Annotated in this window: 25 protein-coding genes and 1 pseudogene; 16 read left to right on the top strand and 10 right to left on the bottom strand. The window is 58.9% G+C overall.

The genetic code is table 11. The features are described from left to right. Positions 1–131 precede the first annotated feature (131 nt). From ACMGG8_RS15600 to ACMGG8_RS15565, 8 genes are all read right to left on the bottom strand, one after another. The gene (locus ACMGG8_RS15600; protein WP_414159876.1) at positions 132–449 is read right to left on the bottom strand and encodes an HNH endonuclease; all 318 of its coding nucleotides are present in this window, start codon (positions 447–449) and stop codon (positions 132–134) included. 60 nt (positions 450–509) lie between these two features. Beyond that, entirely contained in the window at positions 510–851 is a 342-nt protein-coding gene (locus tag ACMGG8_RS15595; RefSeq protein ID WP_414159875.1) for a phage holin family protein, read from the bottom strand. A 706-nt stretch (positions 852–1,557) separates the two neighbouring features. Further along, positions 1,558–1,950 (bottom strand): hypothetical protein, encoded by a 393-nt coding sequence (locus ACMGG8_RS15590; RefSeq protein WP_414159874.1) that lies wholly within the window; start codon positions 1,948–1,950, stop codon positions 1,558–1,560. A 248-nt stretch (positions 1,951–2,198) separates the two neighbouring features. Beyond that, positions 2,199–3,692, bottom strand: coding sequence for a DUF5906 domain-containing protein (locus ACMGG8_RS15585; protein ID WP_414159873.1), 1,494 nt, complete (start codon positions 3,690–3,692; stop codon positions 2,199–2,201). Beyond that, positions 3,693–4,730 (bottom strand): PriCT-2 domain-containing protein, encoded by a 1,038-nt coding sequence (locus tag ACMGG8_RS15580; RefSeq protein WP_414159872.1) that lies wholly within the window; start codon positions 4,728–4,730, stop codon positions 3,693–3,695. Continuing rightward, on the bottom strand, positions 4,727–4,933 hold the full coding sequence (locus ACMGG8_RS15575; RefSeq protein WP_414159871.1) for a TraR/DksA C4-type zinc finger protein: 207 nt from the start codon (positions 4,931–4,933) through the stop codon (positions 4,727–4,729). Before ACMGG8_RS15575 ends, ACMGG8_RS15580 begins: the two co-directional genes overlap by 4 nt. Continuing rightward, entirely contained in the window at positions 4,926–5,414 is a 489-nt protein-coding gene (locus ACMGG8_RS15570; RefSeq protein WP_414159870.1) for a phage regulatory CII family protein, read from the bottom strand. Before ACMGG8_RS15570 ends, ACMGG8_RS15575 begins: the two co-directional genes overlap by 8 nt. Positions 5,415–5,741: 327 nt before the next feature. Further along, positions 5,742–5,936, bottom strand: a complete 195-nt coding sequence (locus ACMGG8_RS15565; RefSeq protein WP_265532294.1) for a helix-turn-helix domain-containing protein — start codon at positions 5,934–5,936, stop codon at positions 5,742–5,744. Between the two features lie 95 nt (positions 5,937–6,031). Between ACMGG8_RS15565 and ACMGG8_RS15560 the strand changes: the two genes are divergently transcribed. The 15 genes from ACMGG8_RS15560 (at position 6,032) to ACMGG8_RS15490 (ending at position 15,504) form a co-directional block, all read left to right on the top strand. Continuing rightward, positions 6,032–6,550, top strand: a complete 519-nt coding sequence (locus ACMGG8_RS15560) for a helix-turn-helix domain-containing protein (RefSeq protein WP_414159869.1) — start codon at positions 6,032–6,034, stop codon at positions 6,548–6,550. Positions 6,551–6,693: 143 nt separating this feature from the next. Beyond that, positions 6,694–6,879 carry a hypothetical protein gene (locus tag ACMGG8_RS15555; RefSeq protein WP_414159868.1) on the top strand — a complete coding sequence of 62 codons (186 nt, stop codon included), beginning with the start codon at positions 6,694–6,696 and terminating at the stop codon, positions 6,877–6,879. Beyond that, the gene (locus tag ACMGG8_RS15550; RefSeq protein WP_414159867.1) at positions 6,876–7,451 is read left to right on the top strand and encodes a deoxynucleotide monophosphate kinase; all 576 of its coding nucleotides are present in this window, start codon (positions 6,876–6,878) and stop codon (positions 7,449–7,451) included. The genes ACMGG8_RS15555 and ACMGG8_RS15550 overlap by 4 nt, the downstream gene beginning before the upstream one ends. Before the next feature lie 10 nt (positions 7,452–7,461). Continuing rightward, complete coding sequence (locus tag ACMGG8_RS15545; RefSeq protein WP_414159866.1) at positions 7,462–7,737, top strand: phage antirepressor KilAC domain-containing protein; 276 nt, start codon at positions 7,462–7,464, stop codon at positions 7,735–7,737. Continuing rightward, on the top strand, positions 7,734–8,117 hold the full coding sequence (locus ACMGG8_RS15540) for a hypothetical protein (RefSeq protein WP_414159865.1): 384 nt from the start codon (positions 7,734–7,736) through the stop codon (positions 8,115–8,117). The genes ACMGG8_RS15545 and ACMGG8_RS15540 overlap by 4 nt, the downstream gene beginning before the upstream one ends. Next, on the top strand, positions 8,114–8,356 hold the full coding sequence (locus ACMGG8_RS15535; protein ID WP_058434352.1) for a pyocin activator PrtN family protein: 243 nt from the start codon (positions 8,114–8,116) through the stop codon (positions 8,354–8,356). Before ACMGG8_RS15540 ends, ACMGG8_RS15535 begins: the two co-directional genes overlap by 4 nt. Before the next feature lie 50 nt (positions 8,357–8,406). Further along, positions 8,407–8,757 (top strand): hypothetical protein, encoded by a 351-nt coding sequence (locus ACMGG8_RS15530; RefSeq protein ID WP_102879044.1) that lies wholly within the window; start codon positions 8,407–8,409, stop codon positions 8,755–8,757. Between the two features lie 41 nt (positions 8,758–8,798). Continuing rightward, entirely contained in the window at positions 8,799–9,611 is an 813-nt protein-coding gene (locus ACMGG8_RS15525; protein ID WP_414159864.1) for a DUF2303 family protein, read from the top strand. 76 nt (positions 9,612–9,687) lie between these two features. Then, entirely contained in the window at positions 9,688–10,305 is a 618-nt protein-coding gene (locus ACMGG8_RS15520) for a hypothetical protein (RefSeq protein WP_414159863.1), read from the top strand. After that, on the top strand, positions 10,302–12,266 hold the full coding sequence (locus ACMGG8_RS15515) for a DNA cytosine methyltransferase (protein ID WP_414159862.1): 1,965 nt from the start codon (positions 10,302–10,304) through the stop codon (positions 12,264–12,266). Before ACMGG8_RS15520 ends, ACMGG8_RS15515 begins: the two co-directional genes overlap by 4 nt. Next, positions 12,263–12,520 carry a hypothetical protein gene (locus tag ACMGG8_RS15510; protein WP_414159861.1) on the top strand — a complete coding sequence of 86 codons (258 nt, stop codon included), beginning with the start codon at positions 12,263–12,265 and terminating at the stop codon, positions 12,518–12,520. Before ACMGG8_RS15515 ends, ACMGG8_RS15510 begins: the two co-directional genes overlap by 4 nt. 8 nt (positions 12,521–12,528) lie before the next feature. Then, positions 12,529–12,765 (top strand): DUF4224 domain-containing protein, encoded by a 237-nt coding sequence (locus tag ACMGG8_RS15505; RefSeq protein WP_414159860.1) that lies wholly within the window; start codon positions 12,529–12,531, stop codon positions 12,763–12,765. A gap of 3 nt (positions 12,766–12,768) precedes the next feature. Further along, positions 12,769–13,836, top strand: coding sequence for a tyrosine-type recombinase/integrase (locus tag ACMGG8_RS15500; protein WP_414159859.1), 1,068 nt, complete (start codon positions 12,769–12,771; stop codon positions 13,834–13,836). Positions 13,837–14,349: 513 nt separating this feature from the next. Then, positions 14,350–15,063: an SOS response-associated peptidase family protein gene (locus tag ACMGG8_RS15495; protein WP_414159858.1), complete on the top strand. Its 714-nt coding sequence runs from the start codon at positions 14,350–14,352 to the stop codon at positions 15,061–15,063. A gap of 117 nt (positions 15,064–15,180) precedes the next feature. Then, complete coding sequence (locus tag ACMGG8_RS15490; RefSeq protein ID WP_414159857.1) at positions 15,181–15,504, top strand: DUF2388 domain-containing protein; 324 nt, start codon at positions 15,181–15,183, stop codon at positions 15,502–15,504. Positions 15,505–15,624: 120 nt separating this feature from the next. Here ACMGG8_RS15490 and ACMGG8_RS15485 read toward each other — a convergent pair whose 3' ends face one another. Beyond that, the gene (locus tag ACMGG8_RS15485; protein WP_414159856.1) at positions 15,625–15,852 is read right to left on the bottom strand and encodes a hypothetical protein; all 228 of its coding nucleotides are present in this window, start codon (positions 15,850–15,852) and stop codon (positions 15,625–15,627) included. A gap of 295 nt (positions 15,853–16,147) precedes the next feature. Between ACMGG8_RS15485 and ACMGG8_RS15480 the strand changes: the two are divergent. Next, positions 16,148–16,504, top strand: a pseudogene (locus ACMGG8_RS15480) (SDR family NAD(P)-dependent oxidoreductase); the annotation flags it as partial. Positions 16,505–17,015: 511 nt separating this feature from the next. Here ACMGG8_RS15480 and ACMGG8_RS15475 read toward each other — a convergent pair. Beyond that, entirely contained in the window at positions 17,016–17,648 is a 633-nt protein-coding gene (locus ACMGG8_RS15475) for a hypothetical protein (protein WP_414159855.1), read from the bottom strand. Positions 17,649–17,735 lie beyond the last annotated feature (87 nt).

Raw genomic sequence — 17,735 nt, 5'->3', positions numbered from 1 at the left:
ATACCCCCCCTTGCCATTTTTCCCGGCGTTGCACAGAGAGAGGGGCGAACGGTCTAGAACGTTTTCGGGAAAGGATTTTTTGCCCCCCCTCCCCGAAAAATGGTCATTTTTTGCACAGTTTTGGTGCGCGCTCACCGATTCCAGTGATGGCCCGGATCTAGGGGCTTTCCGCCCTGATCGCAGCCAACCTCGCGCCCGGATTTCTCCAGTCGCTGCTTGTAGGAGTTGTGGCAAGGGATGCAGAGCGACTGCCAGTTGTTGCGGTCCCAGAACAGGGTCATGTCACCGCGGTGAGGAACGATATGGTCAACCACACCGGCCGCCTCGACGATGCCCCTCCGCTCGCAGTTGCGACATAGCGGATGCTTGCGCAGAAAACCTTCACGCGCTCGCTGCCACCGGTAGTTGTAGGGGCTGATGACCTTCGCTGGCATTGCAGGTGCGGGCATCAGTTCATCCTCCTTTACCAACTCAAGTCGGAAAGCCGCGGTTATGGACCCCTGCGACGTTCAGACCGCTCCATCACCGGAGGGCGGTTGCGAAACTCCAATCCGCCTAGCAGCCCAGCGCTCGTAAAGGCCAATCGCGACATCGGCGCCAGCCATTGCTGTCAGGCAGCCAAAGGCACCCGCAGTCCAGACCGACACACCGGCGCCGATCAACAGCATCATTGCTGCCATTCCGCAGACGATGCAGGCACCGGAACGCAGTGCCAGGCGCCGCAGCAGTACCCAGCCCCGGGCGCCATCCTTGTCCGCTCGCCACATCTCGCCGGACACGCCTCCGACCAGGGCCAGGACGATTACCAACCAGATCGGCATTTCTGCCAGCGCTTGCTGCTCGTTTGTCATAACGGGTCTCAAATGAGGGAGCGCGGCGAACGCCGGAAAAAGAAAACCCCGCCAGGGTGACGGGGTTTTCAATGTCCTGGTCAAAGCCAGGGCGAGGTGCACAGCACGTGCTCAGGTGAAGCGCCAAGGCGCAGATTGCATATCGTGGGGACTTTTTACCCCCTGAGTACGGAACCGAAAAGGGGGCGTTTTCGGTTAACTCGCTCGACGCAACTTTGACGCAACTTTGACGCAGGTTTGAGGTAAATCGCCCCGACGAACGGTAAGCCACTTACGGCCTGCCGCTCTCGTCGTCAGCACCTCCAACAGACGCAGATGAAGCGCATGCACGTGGTCGTAGTACGTTTGCTTGGCCCCCGAGGTAAGCCCAATCAAATGCATCTGCATCGAAACGGTTGGCGCTGGGTCATCCCCATAACGCAGGCCGGCCAAACGCATCAACCGTTCCCCCCGAGCATCTTGTCTACCGATCTCAGCCAAAGCGGCAGTGATCTCTTGAGCAACACCATCAGGGCCGGAACCAGAACCCAGGAGAATCCGAGATCCAGGCGTTCCACGTGGGGCACAGCCGCCCCACTCCATGATGGTCCCCATGGGGCTCCCCATGCTGCCGCTATCACCATTCAAGCGGCATTGCTGCCCCCAGTGCCGCAACAGATATTCGATTTCGTCGATCACGGTGATTACCTCAGTCCTTCATTTCGCCTTACATACGTGACCTTGCCCGCTCTCTCTGCAGCGTTTTATCCAACTCACGCTCCACCGCTTCTGCACGATTGACCAAAGGCTCAAGCAGTTTGAGAGCTTGCAGGTACTCCGGCAGCCGGTTGCTCACCAGAATGTAATCAATGTTCGACTCATCGATATTCACGTCGAACATATACGCAACACCGGGCAGATGCCCCTCTGGCAAATCGTTCTCTGAGTCATAACGGCGGTAGAACTTGTACGCACCCGAGACCTCGTCATAAAGACTGAAGCCCAAGCCACGCATCAGATCGTCCCAGTCCTCCCAGTTGGCCAGTTCTGGCGTCAACATGCTCTCCAAAGTCTCAGCGACCAGTACCAGTTCCCCATTTTCAACTTTATAAACAGCCATTTTTTACTACTCCTTGCTTCTGTCGGTTTGTCGGAATTTTGTCGGATTACTGTCGGAATACTTTTAACCATTAAAAACAGCTACTTAAGCTCATATTCCGACAATCCGACAGGTATTTAGAGATTTTCTCGCCTGTGTATACGCGCACATGAGCAATCCTAAAAAGCCTGTCGGATTGTCGGAATGCCAATATCCATTGGGCAAACCCCGTGTTTTTTGATTGTCGGAATGTTGTCGGAATGTCGGAATCAGAAATCCCCCGGCATAGGCAGTGATCGCCTGTCGAAAGCCGTCGCAAACTTCCGGCATTCAAGCCCAGCCTTACCTGCCCAATCGCGCCCCAAGGTCTGTTTCTCCGCAAGGAACGCGGGCGTCACGTAGATTCGCGTCGTCTTGAAGTCATCACTCTTGGTCGGATAACGAATGTCCGGCCGAGCTTGCTTCAAGTCCCGCACAGCCTCCTGGGTGAAGTCACGTTGTCGTCGCTTGAACTCATTGGCCCCATCACACCATTTGCAGAACGCCCGCCAGAGGTCCTCTTGGGTAACAGCGGCGGTCACAGGGAACTCAGTCTCGCCAGCCAGCCATCGCCGCACGAAATACCGCGGCGCAGGCAAACTGCCATCGATCAGGCCCTGCTTCTCCTCGTTCAAGGGAGGCTTGGAGTGCGGACCGAAACCAGTCAAGTCCAGGTTCATCAGGTAGTGGTAAAACGCCTCAATGCCGCCGTTATCAATCTCATCCACCAAGGCTATGAAGTAGTCCGGCGGCGGTACTCGATCAACATAAAGCACCAGGTATCGCCGATCCCCGTCATCCAGTGCCAGAGGCACCGTCGAGTTGGACAGGAACACGAAATTGAGGTGGTTGCGCTCCTCCCTGACCGGCATGTTCTTCTCGTTGATCTGCAGCGTCTCGCCCGTCACAAGGTGCTTGAGCACGCCCTTGTAGTGACGCATCTCCTCACGACTGACAACCTCCTCGGCCAGGGCAAACAGCTTGCGGCTCTGCCAGCCTGTGAACTGGCTTTCCAACTGAGCCTGACCAATGGTGGTGCCGTAGTCGCCGTAGATTCGACGCAGAACCTTTTCCCACAGCAAGCTCTTACCTGGGCCCTCGGCACCGAACATCACCACAGCGGTCGCCATTTTTGTCCCCGGATGCTGGAGCGGATAAGCAATCCACTTCAACAGGAATAGGTATTCGTCAGTCCGGTTGTTGCAGAGCAGCCCCAAGTGCTTGCGAATCAGCAAACACCCATCCGCCCCCCGAGGATCAGGTTTTGCGTGAAAGCCGTCGTAGAGATTCAGCATGAGCGGCCCGCATTGCTCGGTGGGATCGAATACGACGTCTTGAGCCATGCGCCGATGCTCGCTTTCCTGCCACCACTTGTAGCGCGTCCGCCCAACGGCCTCACGGATAGCCGACAGCTTGATCATCCGCGAGCGTGCGCAATCCCACGCCACGTCCATTCCATAGATCACTACGAAGTCACGAAGCAGCTCCTGCTCACTGATGCGGAACCCTCCTCCCTCCCCGGGGGTGTGAGTAAGCGCTTTTTCGCCTGGCACTTCGCACTCAGAAGAAGGGGCGCGGGGAAGAAGCTCGGGGGACGTTGCGTAAATATCACCAGAGTCATCGGGAGGCTGTGCGCATGCTCCAGGCTTCAAAGACCCCAGCAACTGCTCACGTACTGCATCCAAACCAGACTTGCAGTGCAGGTCGTTCCAGTCGATTGCCATTTATGCCTGCTCCAATGAAATCGGAAAGGCCGCGAAGCCACCATTGGCCGAGGCAGCCGCTTCGGCCTTGGTCCTACCTGGATTGCCTTTCGCATCGGGATCATCGTCACCGGCCACCAGCAAACGAGCAGCGGGAAACTGGCCACGAAGCGCCCGAGCAACAGGAGGAAGGTTGCCCGAGTCGACAGCCATCGCCACGGGCCAGGCCAAAGCCATATGCACACTGGCAGACGTGGCGTATCCCTCAGCAAGCGCGATATCTAGCGGGTCATCGACAGGGCCAAGAACATGGAAGCATCCAGACTTACGCCCGTACTTGGGAAACAGCTTGGTGCCCTGTGCGTTGATCGCCTGCAAGCTCCAGAGCTTTCCTGAAGCATCCCGTAATGGCACAGCAACTGTGCCCGGCTTGAATACAAGGAAGCTCAGCGAGTCAGGTCGAGGCTTGGGCAAGCTATTGAAGAACTGCATGGCGTTGCTGCCCGACCAGATGTGGCAGCGCTTGTTGTGATCGTCAATCGACAGAATCACGGTGTTTTTGAAAAAGCCGATACCGAACGCACCGACCTGTTTCCGATCCAGGTAAGGGCTGTGGCCTTCCGGCTGGCAATGTTCTGTCCAGATCTTCTGGCAGCAATCGGCGACAAGTGCCCGCATCTCCTCAAGCAAAGCCTCGTCGGCTTCAACCTCGGCCTGGCGCTGCTTACGCCGCAACTCTGCTTCAGCTGCGAACCGCCGCTTTTCCTCAGCGCTCATTTCAGTTTTCTCGGGTCGCCAGCCAGCATCGAGCGCCATCTTGAGGACTGTGCCCATACCAGTGCCGGCTTTCTTGAACGACTTCCACACTGATAAAGCGGCCTTGCCGTCGTATGCCTTGCTGCTCTGGCTCCAGATATTCCAGGGCCCGTAACCCTCCTGACCGAACTCTGACTTCAAGCCCATTCCAACCTCGACCCAGGTATCACGCTGGTCAGGGCTGATGTACTGCAAAAGGGCTGGAAGGTCGCAGAGTTGAAGCGGGATTTTATCGCCGCTCATCGCCGCGCCTCCCGCAACTCCTGGCAACTGACACACGTCTGGCAACCCGGGACCATCTGCTGGCGAAGTAAGGGGATCGGATCGTCGCAGTCTTCACAGAACTCCGCGCTTGCGGCGGTCGTTGTTTGCCGCTGGCGGCGGTCCAGCGCCACCTGTAAGAAGTAGTCGGCCTGGTCGTTGGCAAGATCGATCACGTCAGCCATGGACGTGTCCCTCCATAGCTGCGCGTGCGCCCGCCATGATCCCCAGCACAGCCCGGATCACATCGACGCCATGCTTATCCAGGGTCGCCACTTCGTGCGGCTCCCAGATGCTGTCAGCCGCCCCGGCGTGCATGCTTGAAACGAACTCACCGGTTTCCGCGAGCAACTTGCCGACAGCCTTGAGCGCCTCCCCCGTAGCTGGCACCGGGATCGGTTTGTACCAAACCACACCGGCCGGACGCATCAGCGCATCGAGCAATGGCGGGTACTGAGTGAGCCTAATGACCTCTTCAAGGTCGTCAGGGGTCAGCCAGCGGCGCTCCTCATTGAATTTCAGCTTCTTCTGCAGCTCGTCGTACTCCATGACCATGTCATGGGCCAGCGAGGTGATTCCGCCGTGATAGTCGCGCCCGGCACGATAAAGTGCCTCGCGCAGAGAAAGGACCGGACCCGCGTCCGGCAACAGATCTGTGCGACTCATAACCGTAAATGCCCCTGTTACGGTGTAGCCAGACGTTAGGGCACGCCCTATCATCCAACCCACGACCGGTGTGCTGTGCGAATCGTGCTGTGCAGCACGGCTCATCGTTCCAGTCGATCCGGGGAGTTCTTGTGGTGAGAGGCCCCGACCGACGCGCCTTGTAGCGAATTGCATGTAACTGTGTAGCTCGCTGCAGCCGACCTGTTTTGGCCGGTGTTTCAAGTGGCGGCATGTATGTGCTGGTGCTGCCACCGCTGGGCCGGGGAAATCTTGTGGTGAGAGGCCCCGGACCAGCACCCTTACTGCTAGCCGTGCAGACCTATACGTTTATGCGGCACTTTTCCTAGGCTGCATTGCTCGCTCGGCATAAAACCGTTCGATAGCCTTGCCAAGCTCGTGCCTGACATCCGCCCCCTTGATAGCCCTGCTGATAGTGGGCTGAGTCGTTCCAACCTCAAGAGCAATAGCCTGTTGAGATAAGCCAAGGGCTAATAGCGCTTTCAGCATTTCTTGGATGGACATGTTGTTCACCATGCGTTTGCCTGCAACAAATCATACGCAAACGAATAGACCCATGCAATACAATCACTAATGTATTCAAACATCAGGGTCCTAAAATGATTGGTAAACGAATAGCCGAACGCATGGCCGAGCAAGGATTTTCTGAATCTGAACTAGGTCGCCGGGCTGGAGTACCACAACCGACCGTCCATAGGATCATCACCGGGGAGTCCTTAAGCCCACGGCAGCTAAATATTGAAAAGATTGCCAAAGCACTTGGAGTGAGCGCGAACTGGCTGTGGACAGGAAAAAAGGACCTTCCTTTCCCGAAAAACTCCTCCGTGGAAGAACCGCTCCTTATTGCTTCAGAGTCAGCAAAAACAGGCTCTAGCGCTAAACGACGTAGGGCACGAGCTAACACGACAAAGCTTGAAATCAAGGTCGTTAAGAACTCTGAATCTAGTAGTACATTCACTTCCCTTGAACCCGAAAAACTACTCAGGAACGCGGTTCAAGAACTCCTAGACGACTACATCAGTGAGATTTATCAAGAAGAGCCTATGCTCATTGAGGCCCTAAAAACCTACCGAATTACTGAGCTGAAGCTGCTGTTGACCCACCCCCTCCCCGAGTAAGGCACAATCCGACGGAAGGACATACTTCCTATCGCCACATCTATACGGAATGCCCTAAACGCATAATTTATTCGATAACGTATAGACAACACAAAAACGTATGTATAACCTCATTCGTACTCCTCTCACCACGAGTACGAATCATGCAAACGACTCCACAGCACAGCACCACCCGCTGCCCGGTGTACCTCCACCCCGCAGCCTGCACCAGCCCCGCTGCCGTCGCAGCCATCCAGCGCCAGACCGGCCTGCTGGTGATCGCCACCACCCGCCGCACTGCCGCCGCTAAACCAGCAGACCTGGGCCCATTCGGGGGTGATGCAGCATGAAACCATTGCTGATTGGCCTTGCCGGCCCGGCTCGCTCGGGTAAATCGACTGCTGCCGACCACCTGGTGCGCAACCACCTGCTGGAGCACTACGCCTTCGCCGACCCACTGCGCTCTGGGCTCATGGAGATCTTCAACCTCGACCCGGACGACTTCGAAGGCGAGCGCAAAGAGCAGACCCTGGCCTGGCTTGGCCGGTCCCCGCGTGAACTGATGCAGTCGATGGGCACCGAGTGGGCGCGCCAGATGGTGCACCCAGACGTGTGGGTGAGGATCGCCGAGCAGAACCTCAACTACCTACAAAACTCGCTGTCGAGCGTGGTCGGCTTCGTCGTCAGCGACGTCCGCTTCGAGAACGAAGCCGAATTTATCCGCCAGCGCGGCGGCACCATCATCCACATCAGGCGGCACGACGCTCCCCCAGTGAACCCGCATATCAGCGAGGCCGGCGTCCAACACCGTCAGGGTGACCTGAGCATTTACAACAACCGCTCCTTGGAAGCCTTCCGCCTCCAGCTCGACGGCTGCGTGATAGCCGTTCGACGCGGAACAAAGGCCCAGTCAGCAGCCTGAGGTGACCACCATGAACCGCACCCTGGACGAAACAGCGGCAGTGCTCGGGATCAAGCCCCGGGCCTTCCGCGCCAAGCTCCGTGAACTGCGAGTGCTGGCAAAGGACGGGACCCTGGCCAGCCACCACCGCGACCAGGGCCACCTGTACTCCGACCCACGCTCTGTGCAGATCGGCAAGTCCGGCCAGTACAAGCACTACGCCGTGGTGATGGTCACCGAAAGCGGCGTGAAGTATCTGGCCAAGAAACTGGGCATCACCATCGCGAACAAGGAAGCCGCCGCATGAAGACCAACTACTTCAACGCCTACACCCAAGCACTCGGCGCTCTGGCCCTGATCCCGATCTACCTGACCAGCCCCGGCACCGTGAGCAAGGCCACCCTGATCGGCACCGCCAACGAGGCCACGCTGGCTCTGGCGAGCATGCCCGCCTGTGCGGTCGAGCTGGCGGAGGTTTATCGGTGCGTCAGCAGCGTGATTCAACCCAGTCAGATTGCCTACGTCACCCCGACCAATGTCCCCGAGACACCCTTCGGCGCTGTCGTGGCGGATGAGCGCGGCCTGATCTGCGCCGCCGCCCGAGGCGCCAGCAAAGAGGGGCTGGCGGAACTGATCCGCCTCAAGCTGCAGCCCGCCGACGTGGGGGCCGGGGAGGCAAGCACATGAGCGACACCCTCGACCAACTGAGGCGACAGTTCGCCACGCCCTGCCCCACCCTGGCAGCGGTGCGGGAGCAGTATTTCGCGCACATCCGCACTGACCGGCATCTGCTCAGCGAAATCAAAAAGGGCCGGGTGAAGCTGATCGTGACGCGCCTTCACGGGTCTGCACGCGCCAAACCCGTGGTTTATCTGCACAACCTGGCCGCCTACCTCGACGCCCAAGCGGAGAAAGCGGCGGCCTGACAACGGTGGCCCCTGCCGTCCAGAGGCGAACATCCAGTGAGACACAGCACATGAAACCAACCGACACCGCCGAATTCATCGGCGAACTCAACGCCGGAGTCTTCGCCAGCCAGATCGGCCACGCGCTTTCAGAAGTCGCAGCAGGCGTGGTCGACCACAGCAAGGTCGGCACCGTGACCATCACCTTCACCTTGAGCCAGATCGCATCCAGCCATCAGGTAACCGTCAACCACAAGCTGGCCTACAAGGTGCCAACCAAGCGCGGCAGCCGCAGCGAGGACACCACCCTCGATACGCCGATGCATGTCAACGAAGGCGGGCGCCTGACCCTGTTCGCCGAGGCCCCAGGCCCTGGGCAGTTGTTCGACCGGAACGACGCACCGATTCACGCCAAGTCCTAAACCACCCTGCTCCAAACCTCTCACCACAAGGAACAGATCCAATGGAAGCCAAAGCAATTCAACTGCTCCAAGACACCGCCATCCTGGCCCACGCCAAGCGCCTGGACACGCACACCCCAACCCTGGTGCTGCCGTCCGACCAGAAGATACACAGCATCGAAAAGTTCCAGCCTCTGCGCAGCCGCTTCCGCGGTGAGCTGGTCACCCATTCGCTGCACGACTTCGGCAACTACGTGCAACACCACAGCTCCGAAGCTGCAGCCGCCGGTTTCGTTGACGCCGAACAGATGCGCTGCACCGTGTACTTCAACCTGGGTGACATCACCGCCCCCGGGCACGGCGACTTCACCGCAACGCTGAACCTGCGCAAGACCGCCGGGTTTCAGGCCCTGGAGCGCGCAGCCGGCACGACGTTCCAGCAGAAAGACCTGAGCGACTGGATCGAAGACTGGGCCCCTAACCTGGCCTGCCTGGCCGCCGACGACTCCCCCATCGACTTGCGCAAAGCAGCGAGCGCCATTCGCTCGATCAGCATCGAGCAGGCCCGCAAGAGTGAGCACGTCGTGGGCGACCTGAGCGCATCGCGCTCCGCCATGGATCAGATCGAGGCCAAGTCGTCCGAAGGGCTGCCCGCCGAATTCCGCTTCACCGTCGAGCCCTACGAAGGGCTCACGGCGAGAACCATCCGCTTGCGTGTGGCGGTACTGACCGGCGGCGACAAGCCACTGCTCAAGCTGCGCTGGATAGGCGAGGAACAACTGCGCGAAGACCTGGCCCAGGAATTTAAGGAAGTCGTCCAGGCCGATGTGGGCACCGCAGCCACGCTGACCATCGGCAGCTTCAAGCTGGCGTAACCACCTGCAACACCCCGCCGCCGTCCTCTCACCACGTTACACATCCGGCGGCGGGCTCTAACGAGGATCACAGCACATGCAAACTCAACACCTGATCATCATCGCAGTGGGCCAACTGACTGGGCTGGCGTTTATGGCCTACTTAATCCGGCGAGCGTTCCTGCGCGCCTTGGCTCGCGCCACAGCAGACGACCGCGACCGGATCCATGCACTGAACAACGATCTGGCCCGAGCTGTCGAGGCCCACGAGGAACTGAAAAAGCAACTCGCCGACCACAACACCCGCCAGCGCCAGCTCAAGGCACAACCCTTCTCCCTGGAAGACCACCAGACCCTGATCAGCATCGCCCAGGCCCTGGGTCTTGCTGCCTCGACGTACAAGGCAATCCCAGGGACTGCCCCCGTACAGGCGAAAGCAGACGCCCTTGCCGCCCAAGCCCGTGCCCTGGCCTATCGAGTCTTCCACACTGTCACCGCTGCTACCGCGCACAACGGCGAATCGCTGGACACCCGACTCATTGAATGGCTCAACACCCACGGCGATCTCTGGGGCGGTCATGAAAACAGCACCATCACCTTCCCGCATGAAGCGGACACCGAGGGCTATCCGCACCTACGCGAAGCACTGAGGGAAGCCTACGAACTGCATCAGCAGCGCGAAGCTGGCGAGCTGGGCCAGGAGGACGCGGCATGACCTCCCTGAAATTGCCTCCTTTCAACTTCAAGACCCAGTACTCCCTTGGACTGAACACTCAAGACGATGAGATCGTCGTTGACTTCTTCTGCGGTGGCGGGGGAGCCGGAACCGGCCTGGAGATGGGCCTGGGCCGCGCAGTGAAAGTCGCGAAGAACCACAGCCCTGCAGCGATCAGCATGCACACCGTGAATCACCCGGGCGCCGTGCACTACACCACCGACGTGTTCGACGGTGATCCGGACACCGAATGCGGCGGCAAGGCCGTAGGCTGGTTCCACATGTCGCCGGACTGCACACACCACAGCCAGGCCGCTGGCGGACAACCGCGCAAGCGCGAGATCCGAAACCTGTCGTGGATCGGCCTCAAGTGGGCGGGCAAGAAGAAGCCCCGGGTGATCAGCCTAGAGAACGTGAAGCAGATCCTGCAGTGGGGCCCTCTCGTTGCAAAGCGCGACAAGGCTACAGGCCGGGTAGTGAAACTCAGTGGCAGTGTGGCTGCGCCGGGCGAGGTTGTGCCGGTCCACCAGCAGTTCCTGGTGCCAGATCCAGCCCGGCGCGGGCGAACCTGGGCCGTGTTCGTCGCCGAGCTGCAACGCCTTGGCTATGCCGTCGAGTGGCGCGTGATCAAGGCGTGCGACTTCGGCGCGCCGACAAGTCGGGAACGCCTGTTCATGATCGCCCGCTGCGACGGCCAGCCCATCGTGTGGCCAGAGCCAACCCATGCCAAGAACCCAGCAAAAGGCCAGAAGAAGTGGCGCACTGCTGCCGAGTGCATTGACTGGACGATCCCAAGCAAAAGCATCTTCGACCGGCCCAAGCCTCTGGCACCAGCCACACTGCGCCGGATCGCCAAGGGCATGAAGAAATTCGTCCTCGATGCCGCTGACCCGTTCATCGTGCCGATTGCGAACTGGTCCGGCGATAGCGTGCAATCATCCCATGAGCCGCTACGGACCGTGACGTCCTGGCCCCGCGGCGGATCATTCGCAATCGCCAGCCCGATCATCGCGCCAGCAACGCACCAGGGCAGCGATCGCATCAACGACCCGTCCGCCCCGCTGCCGACTGTGACCTGCGCGAATCGCGGCGAGCTGACGTTGATCAGTCCGGTGATGGTCACTGCTGCGCATGGCGAAGGGAAGCCTGGCGGTGTTCAACGCTGGGGCGACGGCAGCAAGTTTGCCGGCGCCCCGCTGGGGACGGTGACAGCCAGCGGCGGGCATTCAGTTGCAGCCGCTCACCTGGTGAAGTTCCGGTTCGCGGACGAAGGCAAAGCGCTCGACGAACCGCTGCCGACCATTACCAGCGGCGGCAACTACCAGCGCCCGGCCGGCGCCGCCCACGCTATGGGTATCTCAACGGTGTTCATGGCCCAGATGAATGGCGGCTTCAACGCCACGCATGCCAAAAGCGTCGAAGCCCCAATGACCACGGTTACCAACACAGGCAGCCAGCAACAGCTGGTGACGGCAAACCTGCTGCACCTGCGCGGCAACTGTGATGCGAAGGACTGTGCCGAACCACTGCACACCGTCAGCGCAGCTGGCACTCATCACGGCGTGGTCGAGTACACCCTATCGCCGGAACACGAAGAGGGAGCCTTGCGCGTCGCGGCATTCCTCATCAGCTACTACGGCACCGAGAATGTGAGCGCTGCCGGCGATCCAACCCCGACGATCACCACCAAGGATCGCCTGGGCCTGGTCACCGTCACGATTAAGGGAACGCCGTATGTGATCGTCGATATCTGCCTGCGGATGCTGCAACCCTCCGAGCTGTACAAGGCTCAGGGCTTCCCCGACGACTACATCATCAGCCACGGCGCCGACGGCAAGCCATTCACCAAGACCCAACAAGTTCACATGTGCGGCAACAGCGTCAGCCCACCGCCAATGGCAGCCCTCGCCCGCGCAAATGACCCTTGGCGCCAAGCCGAGCAGTTAAAGGAGGCCGCATGAGCAAGCGCGATGATGTATTGGCATGCCAGAACGCCGTCGAGGAAGCGAATCTCGCACTAGCAACGGCCGTGAAAAAAGCATGGCCGACAGGTTGCCTCGTGCGCGTGAGTGTCGGTCGCGGGAAAAGCGATATCGAGGTGATCGGTCACGGCAACCATTGGTCACGTCCCGGGGAGCTGCGCGGGATCAACCACAAGACACAGAAAAATCGGTGGTTCCACTACCGCATGATCATCGAGGGGCACCAGCCATGAGAAGCAACATGGAAATTCCAAGCGAAACACTCGCCGAGGAAGAACTGGCAGCTATCACTGGATACCAGATTCCATCAAAGCAACTGGACTGGCTCAATCAAAACGGATGGAAGTTCGTCCTAACGGGGGCAAGACGCCCCGTGGTTGGCCGAGTCTATGCCCGAATGAAGCTGGCAGGAGTCAAGCCGTCCGCCGAAAACGTGGCCGCCGAAACCTGGTCACTTGATCTTTCGCGTGTGGGGTAAGGAATGCGCCCAAGAAAGGCAGAAAACAGAGACCTGCCGCCGCGGATGCTGCGGCGGGTTAGGACGCTCAAAGGCGGGAAGCAATGGGTGGGGTACTACTACGACGGGAGAGATGAATCAGGAAGGCGCAAAGAAATCCCCCTGGGCGGGGACCTGGACATTGCGAAAGCAGAATGGGCGAAGCTTGATTGCAAGCCACTGCCGAAGAAAACCACCAGGCTTGGGCTGGTTTTCGATCGATACGAAGCAGAGATCATCCCGGCAAAAAAACCAAGAACTCAGCGCGACAACCTCCTCTCGCTTACCCAGCTTAGGAAGGCATTCAGCGACGCCCCGATAGACGCCATAACGCCGCAAGTGATCGCCCAATACCGCGACAAGCGAACAGCGAAAGTCAGGGGGAACCGTGAGATATCGCTCCTATCTCACATCTACAACATCGCGAGGGAATGGGGGATCACTGACAAGGAGAATCCGGCGGCCGGTGTACGCAAGAACAAAGAAACACCTCGAGACTTTTATGCCGACGCCTCGATCTGGAACGCCGTCTACGGCGTTGCTGTATCAGAGCTGAGAGACGCCATGGATCTTGCTTACCTTACCGGCCAGCGCCCGTCTGACGTGCTCTCGATGCGAGAAACGGACGTGGCAGGCGGATTTCTACAGGTTGCCCAGGGCAAAACATCGAAAAAGCTTCGAATCCGACTTGGGGTAGAAGAGGAAAGCAATGACCTGGGCAAGCTCATAGGCAGGCTTGTTGAGCAACGCAAAGCGCGAGCAGTGCGAAATCCCTACCTGGTTGTCACGGAGGACGGTCGCAAGGTCACTACAGCCATGCTGCGCCTGCGGTTTGATGATGCTCGCAACGTCGCGATCTCGAGGGCGCTCGAAGTAGAAGACGCTCACCTGGCGGCAAGCATCAGGCAGTTTCAGTTCAGAGACATCCGCCCTAAGGCTGCAAGCGAAATTGACGACCTTGGGCAAGCGAGCCGCCTGCTTGGGCACACCGACAAGCGCATCACTGAAACGGTGTATCGCCGGGTCGGAGAGATCGTGAAACCCACTCGATGACAGCAAAATTCGTTTCCGCAACCCGGCCAGCCCCCCTTGAATTTAGCGGCTTACACGGCATAGATTTGAAGCAGCATGCGGAAACGAATAACCAATAACTCATTGATTTATATAGATTATTCTACAGACTTGAAAACCGCCGACTGTAACAGGTCCTAGAGTTCGAATCTCTACGCCTCCGCCAAATCTCAACGAGAAAGCCCTGATTTATCAGGGCTTTTTTGTGTCTGGCGTCCAGGTTTGGTGCCATTCCACTCAAAGCGTTCCATCACTATTGTGGACGTGTTCCCTAACCAGCCCTCCTCCGGCGTCCTGCCGAACAAAAAAACACACCACATCGCTACTCGACGCGGTATCACCACGCTGGCGCATAGAGGGCCCCGTCAACCTCCTCAACGCCATTGAAGTTCAAGCCAAGCTGCGCCATGCCAAATCTCTTCACCACTGAACGCGCTGATGAATAGAAGCCCACAGGCGGCGCTATGCTTACGCTCCTAGCGTGAGGGCACAGCAATGTGCGGAAGACTTTCTCAGTATCGCGGTATCCACGACTTCGTCGCTGCCCTGAGCATGCCAGGGGCACTGGTCAACAGCGTTGGCGACCAGCCCCTGGGGCGCTACAACGCAGCGCCGACAATGCAGCTTGTCCTCTTCCATGTTGCCGGCGAAGCATTGCATGCCGACGCCGTGCGCTGGGGCTGGCGGCCGCACTGGGCGGATGATCGCGCAACCCCGGTCAATGCCCGGGTCGAAAAAGTGGCCCACGGTCCGTTCTTCCGCCAGATCTGGCCGCACCGAGCCCTATGCCCGATCGACAACTGGTTCGAGTGGGTGGATGAAGGCGGCGCGAAGAAGCAGCCCTACCTGATCCGGCACCGCGACGGCTCCCCCATCCTCTGTGCCTCGATCGGACAACTTCCGGATCCAGAGCGAGGCCGCGCAGAGCACGACGGCTTTGTGATCATCACTGCCGACGCCCAAGGTGGCATGGTCGATATTCACGACCGCCGGCCGGTGGTCCTGGCGCCAGAGCAGGCCCGGGAATGGCTCGATCCAACCACGCCAAAGGAGCGCGCCGAACAGATGGCCTTGTACCAGGGCGAGCCCGCCGACGCCTTCGAATGGTTCAGAGTCAGCATCGCCATCGGCAACGTCAGGAACCACGGGGCGGACCTGATAGAACCTACGACCAAACCCGCCGGGGGCGATGTGGTGAACAACGGCTGATGATTGACAGGCCTCCGTATCGAGCCCCGCCCGGCACCGGGATTCTTCTATCTATACAGCGACCCACCTTGGTATCGTTGCGCCACTATTCGGCAGGCAGCAAGGAAGCGGTGAGGAATGCATAAATGGAAAACTCTAGTGTTCGTCATCCTGGCATTGACCGGTGCTCAAGCCGCGGCGGAAAACAAGGACTCCTATCAAAACTCGATGATGATGATAACGCTGGCTCCAACCTTGCTTCTTTCAGGAACAACCGGACTATCTGAGCTGGCGGTGAAGCAATTCCAGCCTGCCAAGGCTGATGCACTGGCATTCGTAGGCTCAAATGGCGAGATTCGCGGCGCTCAATTCGAGCAAGCCGTTCGCTACTACCACTCGGCCTATGGCCAGCCGTACATGACCGACGAACAACTGGCCCTGGCAATCGCTACTACGCTCTGAAGTCTGTTCTCCTGGCATCACGTGCAGCGGCACAGGACTTCATCAAAGTCATGCCTGAAATAAAATCAGCCTCCCCACAGCACTTTCCTCAAGTTCCAGCGAACGGTTAGCGAAGCCGCGTTAGCGTAATTCAGCAGGCGCCTTCATGAGTTCTGTCAGTGGCCGAACAGGATTGGCCTGCACGCGTTCAAAAAGAGGCGGGGTTTTACCTTCCATTCGATAGATGCACGCCTTGATCAGCCGCCCCTGTCTGTTGTCCTTCGGTAGCTCAACAAAATGTCCGAATTTGCAGTTTTCTTCGTTGACGACATAGGCAGGATCCTCCGCCCATAGCGAGAGAACCATCATTAGCAGAAACATTGATTGCAGCCCTTGGCGACACTTTGGGCCGGCGTTCTAACAGGCGTCGGATTCAACGGCAACCCTGCTCCCATCTTTGCGCATACAGGGCTCCTGTCGACCTGCCCAACGGACAGGATGCTGGACTTGGAATCGGCAGCCCTTATCATGCGGCGCTCTACTCGGCCCTCAGGGAAATAGACGCTGATGAACAAGGCCCGTGCCTGGTTACGCCGACCCGTTCCAACCTTGCCCGCTTGGTGCTCCGATAACGGCTTTCCAGCAACCCATCAGAGAAGTCCATATGACCCCCAATCCGATAATCGATAACGGATTACGCGTCGCGTTGGTGACAGGATCCACTTCCGGCATCGGTGCAGCCATTGCACGTGCACTCAGCCAGGCAGGCTATGCGGTGGTGCTCCATTCGCGAAGTTCTGCGGATACGGGACGCGCTATGGCCGCTGAACTGAAACAGGCTGTTTATGTACAAGCCGATCTTGCTGTCGAAGCTGACAGGGTCAGGCTTGTTAACGAGGCGATCGCCGCGTGGGGGCAGCTCGATGTATTGGTCAATAACGCTGGTATTAGCAGAGTCATTCCCCACGGCGACCTTGCTCGACCGCATCGACACTTCACGGATGGTCTTGGCAAGGTCAACCACCGGCGGGCAACGCCAGGCATCAGGGCTGATCGAGGGTATGGCCTATTCACTCAGCGGCGACCCCCGTCATCCCCTGGGCCCGGCTTTTGAACAATGGCGATCCCGCTTCGAAGCCTGGCAGGCCGGCCTGGGTGCGCAAGACCTCTGGAAGGCCGCCCGCAGCGTGCATTGAACAACCAAGAGACGCCGCGCACAGGCTGCTCGACAAGTGGCGTCCTCTTTTCCTTCAAGGCTCAAGTTGCACTTAATTGAACTGACGACACCTCAGCCAGGTTGCCGTTCACTGCCTTGCCGACAGCAAGAAACTGTCTGGACGCCAATGCGCTTCACCCTCATTGGCCGGCCGTTCCAGTCAGGTCGCATGAAACAACGCCTCCCCTATCAAGTCCCCCATAACACCCTCACCCCAATCAACCACGCGGCCATGAATTCAAGGATCATGTACCTCCTCCCCCAATGCCTCGAACGGATAAACGCCCGAAGAAGTGGCGGGATGGGCGCGCTTCGTTCATTTGTCCAGATCCGCCAGGTTATGCATCCGTTCGCCTAACGCTCCTCGCAACCACGCCGAATGAAACTCCATTTCTTCCAGAGAAGTACCCTCGGCCAATCGGTATAGCGACTGCTTGCCCCTTGGCCCCTGACACAAAACGCTGAAATGGCCATCGCGGTCATAACTGGCGAACACGTAAGGGTAGATGCCAATGATGTCGCTATATGGCACCCGTACTTCGGTGGGCTTACGGCCGCGCCGGCTGACGGTAAGGGTCAGCAGTTGCTGGTTTTCGTCGAACGTGAAGGCCAGCACTCTGGGCACAGAGAAAATCCACGCGAAGACCAGTCCCATGAGCACGGTAAAGCCCAGCAGGAACTGGATGAGAAGCGCCGTTGTGAAACTCGACCCATCGCTGCGCGGTTCGCCTAGCATCGCTTCGGCCCCCAGAAGGAGCAATATCGTCAGCACCAAGACCGGGAAAGACCAAAGCACCAAGAAGCAGAACCCCATGATGGCCGCTGCAGCGCTGCCCATGATCGGCAAGTCCGGATCTTGCTGCCAAATAGGTGGGTGAGGAGCAAAATCGTCGTTGCCCGGCACAGCTGGAGGCGTTGTGACAAGGCGAGATGGGCATTGGCGATTCATTGAGGAAGCTCCAGGAGTGCAGCGTAGACGGTACCACTACTGCCAGACAGTCGCCCTGGGATCGTCGGGCTTTTTCAGCGCATTGAT

The organism is Pseudomonas sp. BNK-45 (assembly GCF_047456255.1).
In the GTDB taxonomy this organism is placed as follows: Bacteria; Pseudomonadota; Gammaproteobacteria; order Pseudomonadales; family Pseudomonadaceae; genus Aquipseudomonas.
The sequence above is the reverse complement of the archived record's forward strand: the minus strand, read 5'-3'. Positions and strand labels throughout refer to the sequence as shown.